This is a genomic window from Bartonella callosciuri, from assembly GCF_014203215.1.
Taxonomy (GTDB): Bacteria; Pseudomonadota; Alphaproteobacteria; order Rhizobiales; family Rhizobiaceae; genus Bartonella; species Bartonella callosciuri.
In genome coordinates this window covers 1-2,389 of the sequence record NZ_JACHIM010000014.1, presented here as the reverse complement: position 1 = coordinate 2,389, position 2,389 = coordinate 1, and the positions used below count along the sequence as shown (strand labels likewise).

The 2,389-nt window shown below is 41.0% G+C and carries 1 protein-coding gene; it reads left to right on the top strand.

The window, feature by feature from the left end; translation table 11 throughout:
- Window positions 1–1,788: 1,788 nt before the first annotated feature.
- A partial coding sequence (locus HNQ69_RS07165) for a lysozyme (protein WP_183229353.1) occupies window positions 1,789–2,389 on the top strand: 601 nt, incomplete at its 3' end.

Genomic DNA, 2,389 nt, shown 5'->3' with positions numbered 1-2,389 from the left:
CCAAGCTCTCCCCAAAAGCAAAGACGGTGTCTAGTAACCACCCCCACCAAGCTCTCCCCAAAAGCAAAGACAGGGGCGAGAAGCGACCACTTCGCTGAAAACTACGACGCCGGAAAGGCCCCCACCAAGAGCTGACAGCGGCAGCAAACCTTATGGTTTCTCCTTTGCAAAACCAGCTTTTTTCAAACAAGCAAAACCGCCTTTCTCTTTCCTCAAGATGGGAAGAGACTTAAGTTGTCATTCAACTCTTCTGTATACAGAGATTTTTATAAACCAGCAACCACCGCACCAAAACCGCCCCTGGAGCAAAGACAGTGTCCAGTAACCACCCCCACCAAGCTCTCCCCAAAAGCAAAGACAGGGGCGAGAAGCGACCACTTCGCTGAAAACTACGACGCCGGAAAGGCCCCCACCAAGAGCTGACAGCGGCAGCAAACCTTATGGTTTCTCCTTTGCAAAACCAGCTTTTTTCAAACAAGCAAAACCGCCTTTCTCTTTCCTCAAGATACAATCCACTGATTTACAAAAATAATTTATTATTTTGTATATTGAATGAAAGTCTCGAAAACCATGAGATTCTTTCACTTCAAATCTGTTCATGATGAATCAAACAAAACCACTCGCTTGCATATCACAAGTGGCGTTGGTGTGTGAATAAAATCGTTTTAGAAAGGACTTAAAGTGCGCTCCTATGAACAGTCTTACAAGAGAGAGCAACATTGGAAGTTGGCAAAGAGAACGTAGCGCCGGTTTGTCGCCTTCATAAAAGGCTTATTCCTTCATAAAAGAAAAGTCGTTCTTTTTCACATCCGCAAAAATCTTTTCCCATTGAAACAGCATGTTTTGTAACCCAACCAGCACATTGGTCAAAATAAAAACACAGGATCCCACTTTTTCTATTGACAGTGTCTGCAAAATCGTATTTAATGACATATGCGGGGAGAGTGTTTTTGTATCAAGATTTTACCTATCCTCTGTCTTTAGGAGTGCATTGAAGAACCTTTTAAGGGGAATTCCTTTAAGAATGCTTCGAGACACAGCTTTCATAAAAAGTAGCAATATGAAACTCATGTAAGAGTATAAAGCGTCATCCTTTAGAGTGATAGTGTAGGGCGTTTTTGATACATTTAAAAAGATGAGGATCATCTCTAGCTGATTTTGGTCTTTTGCATCAATTTCTCTTTTTCGCCAACCAAAAGCATAAAAGTTTGCCAACCAAAAGCATAAAAGTGTGAACTTTAACGCGCTCTTCAAGGCTTGGAACTTATCCGAAAAACTTATGAAATGAATCACTAAAACCATCAGCGGAACAACAAGCCAAAAGAAACCAATCGTTTAAAGATTGGCGAAAGCTGGGAATTCATATTCTTTAAACAATTCATATTCTTTAAACGGGGAAGAAAAATCTTCTTAAAATTCAGGGAAAACTGAAGCTCTCAAGGAGTCTGAGTGGAGGAATCCCTCAAGAAAGCTTAGAGATATCGTTTTCGCAATAAAAAGAGTGAATTCTTTTTTTAACTCAAATGAAGAATGAGCCATAAAGTTAAGAACTCAACCAATTGTATTATGAATACGCTTCCTGAAAAGAAAAGTTAAAAGCCGTTATCATGCAAACAACGTGCACTGTTAAGAACAACCAAGGACCGTTGTTAAGACTGTTTGTTTAAAACCTTAAAACCGATTTAAAATCTTTAAATCCTTCGTTTTGCCCCTTGTAGGGTAGGAGAAAGTTCATTTTAATCTGTCAATCTGCCCTGCCTTGTGTGGGGCTTTTTTATGGAGGAGTTTATGCGAAAAATATCATCAGAAGGACTAGCCCTGATCAAACAATGGGAAGGTTTGCGTCTCAATGCCTATAAAGATGCCATCGGTGTATGGACAATCGGTTATGGACATACAAACAGTGCTGGAAAACCTTTTGTTCACAAAGGCATGACCATCACTGAACCGCAAGCAGAAGAACTTCTTTGTCAAGACTTGCAACAATTTGAAAATGCTGTTGAACAAGCCGTTATTGTTTCATTAACAGAAGAACAATTTGCAGCCTTGGTGTCGTTTTGCTATAATGTTGGGATTAAAGCCTTTTGCAAGTCTACACTGTTAAAAAAGCTTAATAACGGTGACTATGAAGCGGTTCCAGCTGAATTACAGAAATGGACAAAAGCGGGTGGAAAACGTCTGCAAGGTCTCGTCCATCGACGTGCAGCAGAAACAGGGTTGTGGGCAAAAGGGTCTTATGTTTCCTCTAACTACCAAACCGTGGAAACGAGAGAGCCAACAGGATTCCTCAAAGCAGAAGCTCTTGCACCGATTATTGGGTCTTTCTCAGGTCTTGGTGGCTTATTGGCTGGAAATGGCCCTGTGCAATGGGCACTTGCTGCCATTATGG